We start from the raw sequence: 6,961 nt of genomic DNA, 5'->3' as shown, positions 1-6,961 counted from the left end.
GGGCTTGTTTGTAAGTGAGGCTTCCTTTTTCAACCTCATCAACTACAGTGAGTTTAAAAGCGAGGGAGTAATCGCGCAGAGTTCTTTTAGTTGTTGATTTCATAACACTCTCCAATTTTGGGGGTGGAAAGTGTCAACCTTATTTAGGACGGCACATAACCCACTAAAAAGCCGATGTATCTACATCGGCTTTTTTAATGCACTTCTTTTTAAGTTTTAGTGTTGACCTCAACTTAGCTTGAGGTTTTAGCCTTAGTCGCACGATTAAAAATCAACAATGAAAAAAGGAACCATTGTGTCCAAAATTGCGATTATTTATTTTTCTAAAACCGACGTTACTGGTCAGCTCGCTCGCGCGATTGCCGCAGGCGTTGAACAACAAGGCATTAAGCAGCAAGATGACTGTGAAATCCTCTCTCACCGAATTGAAGGCAGTGAGATTATTGAGGGACGTTTTGTGAACCCTAAACTAATGGATGAACTTGCTGAGTGTGATGCGATTATCTTTGGCTCACCGACCTATATGGGCGGTGTAGCAGCGCAGTTTAAAGCATTTGCAGATGCAAGCAGTGAATCTTGGTATTACCAAAAATGGGCGAGCAAAATCGCGGCTGGCTTTACCAGTGGTGGGGCAATGAATGGCGACCAATCTTGCACATTACAATATCTACAAACGCTCTCTAACCAACACGGCATGATGTGGGTCGGGTTGGATAAGATCAGCAATTCTGGGGAGCAAAACCTGAATCGTTATGGTGTACAAGGTGGTATTGTTGCACAAGGTGGTGAAGGTGGTCAGTTGCATGCTTCTGATGTTGCAACGGCGGAGTATCTTGGCAAACGAGTCGCTATGCTCGTGAACAAGCTCTCCACTCGCTAACAATAAAAAGAAGCCCCGTAAGATACATCTTCGGGGCTTCATATTTATCGCTTGTTTTGAGCGCTACTTCTTGATGTAGAGGTCTTTCGAGTAGATACGACCTTCTACGTTGTTCTTGGCAAAACCGCCAACCGTAGGACGAACCAAACGCGCTTGCATGTAGTAGTAAATCGGTGCGATTGGCATATCCGCCGCCAACAATTGCTCGGCTTGATCATAGAAACCTTGGCGCGCTTTCTCATCGGTTGCAGCCAATGCACTGTTCATCGCGTTGTCGTACGCTTCACTGCTGTAACGTGCAAAGTTACCCGAGGAACCTGAACGCAATAAACTCAGGAAAGTAGACGCTTCATTGTAATCACCACACCAAGACGCGCGCATCACATCGAAATTGCCTTGTTTACGCGCCACTAAGTACGACTTCCACTCTTGGTTTTCTAACTCCACGTTTGCACCGAGATTCTTGTGTAGCATCGAGGCTATTGCAACGGCGATCGATTTGTTTGCCTCACTGGTGTTGTACAGCAATTTAAAATCGAGCGGCTTGTCTTGGCTGTAACCCGCTTCTTTTAACAACTGACGCGCTTTCTCGTCACGTTGTTGCTGACTCCACTTACTGTATTCAGGCGGCGTCGCATCAAACCCTGCGGTGTACTGATGCGCAAAAGTATAAGCAGGAAGGTTGCCCACTTGCGTGACACCATTCGTAATCACATCGCGCATGATGGAGTACGATACCGCTTGACGCACTCGCACATCATCAAATGGCGGACGAGTGGTATTGAACGCGTAGTAATACGTGCACAATAATGGCACCACCGTGTAAGCCTGCTTGTAATCTTGTTTAAGCTTCTGCGCCATATGAGTCGGCACATCTGACGTGATATCCAGCTCTCCTGCCGCATAACGATTGATTGACGCGTTTTGGTTTTCAAACGGAATGTAAGTCACTTTGTTTAAATGCGTATCTGCGCTGTCCCAGTAACTTGGACTCTTAACCAGTTCAATGCGCTCATTCACGACCCACTTATCCAATGTGAATGCACCGTTGCTAACAAATTGGTCTGGATCACTCCACGGCTTGTCGCGGTTTTCCACTGTCGCTTGATGCACTGGCATCATGGACGTGTGCCCAGTCATAGCAACAAAGTACGGCACTTGACTGTCCAACTCAAAACGTAGGGTGTATTTATCCACTGCCTTGATACCGAGATCGTCCAAAGGCTTTTTGCCCTCTGCTACATCGGTGATGTTTTTGATCTTGGTGAGTTTGAGATACCAAACATTTGGAGAAGCGGTTTTCGGATCTACCGCTCGGCGCAGTGAATAGACAAAATCATCCGCTGTCACAGGCTCGCCATTCGACCATTTCGCGTCTTTGCGCAAGTGAAAAGTAAAGGTTTGGTTGTCGTTGGTTTCCCATGATTCTGCCACACCGGGAATGATGTTTCCGTCACGATCTTGAATCACAAGCCCTTCAAATAAGTCACGAATCACATGCATTTCTGGCAGACCTTCGGCTTTCGCTGGGTCAAGCGTCGCCGCCTCTGCGTCATTCGCACGTACTAAATGCTGTTCTGCGGCAAGTTGAATACCTTTAGGTAAGGTCTCCGCAGCAACTGATGTAGCAAGAAAAGGGGTGAATAAAGAGGAAATCAGCAACGCCGTTGAATGTTTTTTAAAATCCATATCTTTTTTCGTTCTCCTAACGCGTCTTGTGAAGCAAGTGCCACAATTAACATTTCAACCGTTGACGAGTTTAAACGGTTCAGTTTAGCTAGGTGTAATTAGCTTAGATATTGATACTACTTCATCAATCAGGAGATTACGGTGAGTCTAATTCCAAGAACGGAAAGAGCGGCATTTTTAATTCGGCCAACATCATACGGTCAATCCGTGCTTGGTGCGCCATTACTGTATTTTCCGGCTCAAGTCGAAAGTGCTTCGCGAGGTTTGATTTTGGCAGGCACTCACGGGGACGAGACGGCCTCGATTGCAGGTTTGTCCTGCGCGCTAAGAAGCTTGCCTGCTGAAAACTTACGACATGATGTGATTCTGTCAATGAATCCTGACGGCAACCAACTAGGCACACGCGCAAATGCAAACCAAGTGGATCTCAATCGCGCGTTTCCAACCCAAAATTGGACTGAGCATGGCACAGTGTATCGATGGAGCTCTCACACACCCGTTCGAGACGTACAGGTGAAAACTGGCACTAAAAACCAACTAGAGCCTGAAGTTAGCGCATTAATTAACTTGATTGAACTGCGCAAGCCAAAGTTTGTGGTGTCGTTTCATGAACCGCTTGCTTTTGTGGATGATCCCAAACATTCCGACCTTGCCAAATGGCTCGGCGAGCAGTTCCAACTGCCAATCGTTGACGATATCGACTACGAAACACCCGGCTCATTCGGCACTTGGTGTAGTGAACGTGATTTACCTTGCATCACGTTGGAGTTACCCGCGATTTCTGCCGATCTCACCATTGAAAAACACCTCTCTGCTTTTATTGCTTTGCTGAGGCACGATCCGGATCTCTAGTCCGCTGTTAAACAAGCGATCATGTGAGGATCTGTTTGATGTCGGTACTGATATCGCTGATCAACTGACGGGCACTGTCGTCTCTTTGCTGAACCAAGATGATAAACAGCAAATCGGTGATCACGTTTTGCGCGGTACGCGAAGCAATGGATGAGCTGCGATGTTCCGTTTCATTGGCAATCGTATCAAACGTAATATCGGCAATACCGCGCAAGCGACTTCTTCCAGGCGCAGATAACGCAATCACCTTCGCGCCCTGCTCTTTTGCCGCTTCTGCCGCGACGAGAATTTCTTTGCGCTCACCCGAAAACGAGATTGCGATCTGAACATCTTCTGGAGAGAGCGTGCGGGCAACAGCAATCTGCACGTGGCTGTCTTGTTCAGAAAGCGCCGTAATACCAAGTTTAAGCAGTTTAAAGCTTAAATCCTTCGCGGTCAGTGCAGAGCCCCCAATCCCGACCACTTGCACTCGACGCGCTTCACTCAACCATTTCACCGCTTGGTGACACGCTTCGTAAGACAGCGTATTGGTAGTTTGAAACATAGCGTCGGTTTTCGCTTTCACCAGTTTCTGTGAAATTACCGCAATGGGGTCGTCAGCCAAAATATCACTGTGCAGCGGTGTCGACTGCATCGCATGCTTACGGCCAATCTCTTCATTCAGAGCTAACTTAAACTCGCTGTAACCTTTAAAGCCGATACGCTGAGTAAATTTCACAATGCTCGATTGACTCACTTTTACTTGCGCCGCAAGTTCTTGGCTGGTGAGCAGCGCCGCCTTTTCTGCGTTTTCAACAATCCAATCGCCAACCAAACGACCACTTTGCGAAAGCTGAGTACGCCTCGCGACTATCTTATTGATAACTGACACAACAAAAACCTCAAAAATTTTAAATAAATTATTCCAAATCAGAAATAATAGGCGTTTGATTTAACCCCCTGATTATTCTAACCAAGACAGTTAATCCCGGACGTAATAGACGTATATTTTCTCTCATTATTCCAAATTTCTCCTGCATAAAGAATAACCTCAAGTGTGATTTTTATCACCAAACCTGAATATTTTATTCCATAAAATCGCCCTCAGATTGAACATTACGAAGAGTGCAAAACATGAAAATTGATTTAAGCAGATTGGTGACAGAAAGCCGTAACCCAGCCAGTGCCGAGATCGATACGCTTTCGACCATCGAGATGCTGCAAGTCATTAATGAAGAGGATCAAAAAGTCCCGCTCGCGTTAAAAGCGGTGCTACCACAAATTGCAGAGACAGTTGACGCAATTACCCAAGCTTTTGCAAATGGTGGCCGTTTAATTTACATGGGAGCTGGTACGTCAGGTCGCTTAGGCATTCTTGATGCAAGCGAGTGTCCTCCTACCTACGGCACGCACCCAGATATGGTGATTGGCTTAATTGCTGGTGGACATCAGGCGATTTTGAAAGCGGTAGAAAACGCAGAAGACAACGCGAAAATGGGTCAAGACGACTTAAAAGCACTTCACCTCACCAAGCATGACGTGGTTGTAGGCATTGCAGCGAGTGGCCGTACACCTTATGTACTAGGTGGTTTGGACTACGCTAAATCCATCGGAGCCACGACCGCATCTATCGCCTGTAATCCAGAATGTGCCATGGCAGAAGCGGCCGACATCGCGATTCTGCCGATAGTTGGCGCAGAGGTTGTCACTGGATCTTCTCGCATGAAAGCTGGCACCGCACAAAAACTGGTGCTAAACATGCTCACGACAGGCGCAATGATTCGTAGCGGTAAGGTATTTGGCAACTTAATGGTGGATGTAGAAGCCACTAACGCCAAGCTCATACAACGCCAAACCAACATTGTTGTGGAAGCAACCGACGCATCAAAAGAAGAAGCAGAGCGAGCATTAAATGCCTGCGGTCGCCACTGCAAAACCGCCATCTTAATGATTTTGGCCGATTTGGATGCCGAACAAGCCAAATCACGCCTCGCCGCGCACAACGGCTTTATTCGCGCAGCACTAAATAATAACTAAATAATCCGAGTTCTGAAGGATAGACCCTATGGCAAAAATAACTTCAAACACAGTATCGCAGTTGCTGTCCGCAGTGGGTGGCAGTAGCAACGTAAGCAAATGTGGTAACTGTATGACGCGTTTGCGTTTATCGCTCGCCAACAATGGCTTGGCTGATCAATCAGTTATCAAGCAAATTCCCGGCGTAATGGGTGTGGTGGAAAGCGATGAGCAGTTTCAGATCATTCTCGGTCCCGGAAAAGCTCAACAAGCGGCTGAGATGATGAATCAATTGATCGACAGCTTAACCTCTGGTGACAGTGAAGAAGCAGATATGCCGCAACAAGATCTTTCTGCCGTCGCAGCCGAGCAGAAAAAACAGATGAAGAGTAAGCAAACCAGTGCGGTTCAGCGTTTTTTAAGCAAGTTTGCCACTATCTTTACGCCGTTGATCCCAGGCTTTATTGCCGCTGGTTTGTTGCTAGGTTTTGCGACGTTATTGGAACAGATGTTTGTTCTCGACCAGACACCAAGCCAGTTTATGTTGGATTTGATCGCCTACATGAAAGTCTTTGGTAAGGGTCTGTTTGCTTTCCTAAGTATTCTGATTGGTTACAACGCGCAGCAAGCATTTGGCGGCTCTGGTGTTAATGGTGCCATTCTCGCCTCTTTGTTTGTGCTGGGTTACAACCCTGAGGCGACATCCGGCATTTACTCTGGCATGAACGAGTTTTTCGGCTTTGCGATTGATCCGCGCGGCAACATTATCGGCGTACTTTTGGCGGCGATCATCGGTGCGCAAGTCGAGCGTAAGGTTCGTCAATACATGCCAGATGATCTGGATATGATCTTAACGTCCGTTATCACTCTGTTGATCATGGGTGCGGTAACCTTCTTGATCATCATGCCAATCGGCGGCGAGCTGTTTAAAGGGATGTCTTGGTTGTTCCTCAACTTGAACGATAACCCATTAGGCGCTGCAATCTTGGCAGGTTTGTTCTTAATTTCTGTGGTATTTGGCATCCACCAGGGTTTTGTTCCAGTGTACTTTGCATTGATGGAAGCACAGGGCTTTAACTCGCTATTCCCTATCCTGGCGATGGCTGGTGGCGGTCAGGTTGGCGCGTCAATGGCGCTGTATTTCAAAGCCAAAAAAGACGCTCTACTGCGCACTCAAGTTAAAGGCGCTATTATTCCTGGCCTTCTAGGCATTGGCGAACCATTGATTTACGGCGTGACATTACCACGCGTAAAACCATTCGTTACCGCTTGTATTGGCGGCGCTGCGGGCGGCTTCTTTATCGGTTTAGTTTCTTACCTTGGCTTACCAGTTGGTCTTAATACGGTGTTTGGCCCGTCCGGTATCGTGGCGATTCCTCTCATGACATCAGAAAATGGCATCTTCCCGGGAATGATGGTGTTTGTTGCTGGCCTGCTTATCTCTTACATCGTCGGCTTCCTCGCGACTTACTTCTTTGGCTGCAAAGACGTCGATTTAAGCTAAATCATTCTTCCCCTATAGGAATGGACTAGCTCGCGTCCTTG

General features: G+C 47.1%; 6 protein-coding genes. 4 read left to right on the top strand and 2 right to left on the bottom strand.

The features are described 5' to 3' along the window. The first annotated feature begins 295 nt into the window (after window positions 1–295). Window positions 296–880 carry a flavodoxin family protein gene (locus R7Z78_RS19700; RefSeq protein ID WP_104976366.1) on the top strand — a complete coding sequence of 195 codons (585 nt, stop codon included), beginning with the start codon at window positions 296–298 and terminating at the stop codon, window positions 878–880. Between the two features lie 63 nt (window positions 881–943). Here R7Z78_RS19700 and R7Z78_RS19695 read toward each other — a convergent pair whose 3' ends face one another. After that, a complete protein-coding gene (locus tag R7Z78_RS19695) occupies window positions 944–2,569 on the bottom strand; it encodes an ABC transporter substrate-binding protein (protein WP_104976365.1) in 1,626 nt (541 codons plus the stop codon). A 141-nt stretch (window positions 2,570–2,710) separates the two neighbouring features. On the opposite strand from R7Z78_RS19695, the gene mpaA reads away from it, so the two are divergent. Beyond that, window positions 2,711–3,421 (top strand): murein tripeptide amidase MpaA, encoded by a 711-nt coding sequence (gene mpaA / locus R7Z78_RS19690; RefSeq protein ID WP_033907251.1) that lies wholly within the window; start codon window positions 2,711–2,713, stop codon window positions 3,419–3,421. Between the two features lie 19 nt (window positions 3,422–3,440). On the opposite strand, the gene R7Z78_RS19685 is transcribed toward mpaA, so the two are convergent. Then, a complete protein-coding gene (locus R7Z78_RS19685; protein WP_033907250.1) occupies window positions 3,441–4,292 on the bottom strand; it encodes a MurR/RpiR family transcriptional regulator in 852 nt (283 codons plus the stop codon). Between the two features lie 242 nt (window positions 4,293–4,534). On the opposite strand from R7Z78_RS19685, the gene murQ reads away from it, so the two are divergent. Both murQ and murP read left to right on the top strand, forming a co-directional pair. Beyond that, entirely contained in the window at window positions 4,535–5,437 is a 903-nt protein-coding gene (gene murQ / locus R7Z78_RS19680; RefSeq protein WP_053308007.1) for an N-acetylmuramic acid 6-phosphate etherase, read from the top strand. Between the two features lie 28 nt (window positions 5,438–5,465). Continuing rightward, complete coding sequence (gene murP / locus R7Z78_RS19675) at window positions 5,466–6,920, top strand: PTS N-acetylmuramic acid transporter subunit IIBC (protein WP_025500819.1); 1,455 nt, start codon at window positions 5,466–5,468, stop codon at window positions 6,918–6,920. The last annotated feature ends 41 nt before the right edge of the window (window positions 6,921–6,961 follow it).

Source organism: Vibrio sp. 1167 (assembly GCF_033340375.1).
Classification (GTDB): domain Bacteria; phylum Pseudomonadota; class Gammaproteobacteria; order Enterobacterales; family Vibrionaceae; genus Vibrio; species Vibrio alginolyticus.
This window is presented reverse-complemented; position numbering and strand designations above follow the sequence as displayed.

Bases quoted from the DNA above. Each gene is read 5' to 3' on its own strand.
- murP (WP_025500819.1), top strand. From the start codon at position 5,466: ATGGCAAAAATAACTTCAAACACAGTATCGCAGTTGCTGTCCGCAGTG.
- R7Z78_RS19695 (WP_104976365.1), bottom strand. From the start codon at position 2,569: ATGGATTTTAAAAAACATTCAACGGCGTTGCTGATTTCCTCTTTATTC.
- murQ (WP_053308007.1), top strand. From the start codon at position 4,535: ATGAAAATTGATTTAAGCAGATTGGTGACAGAAAGCCGTAACCCAGCC.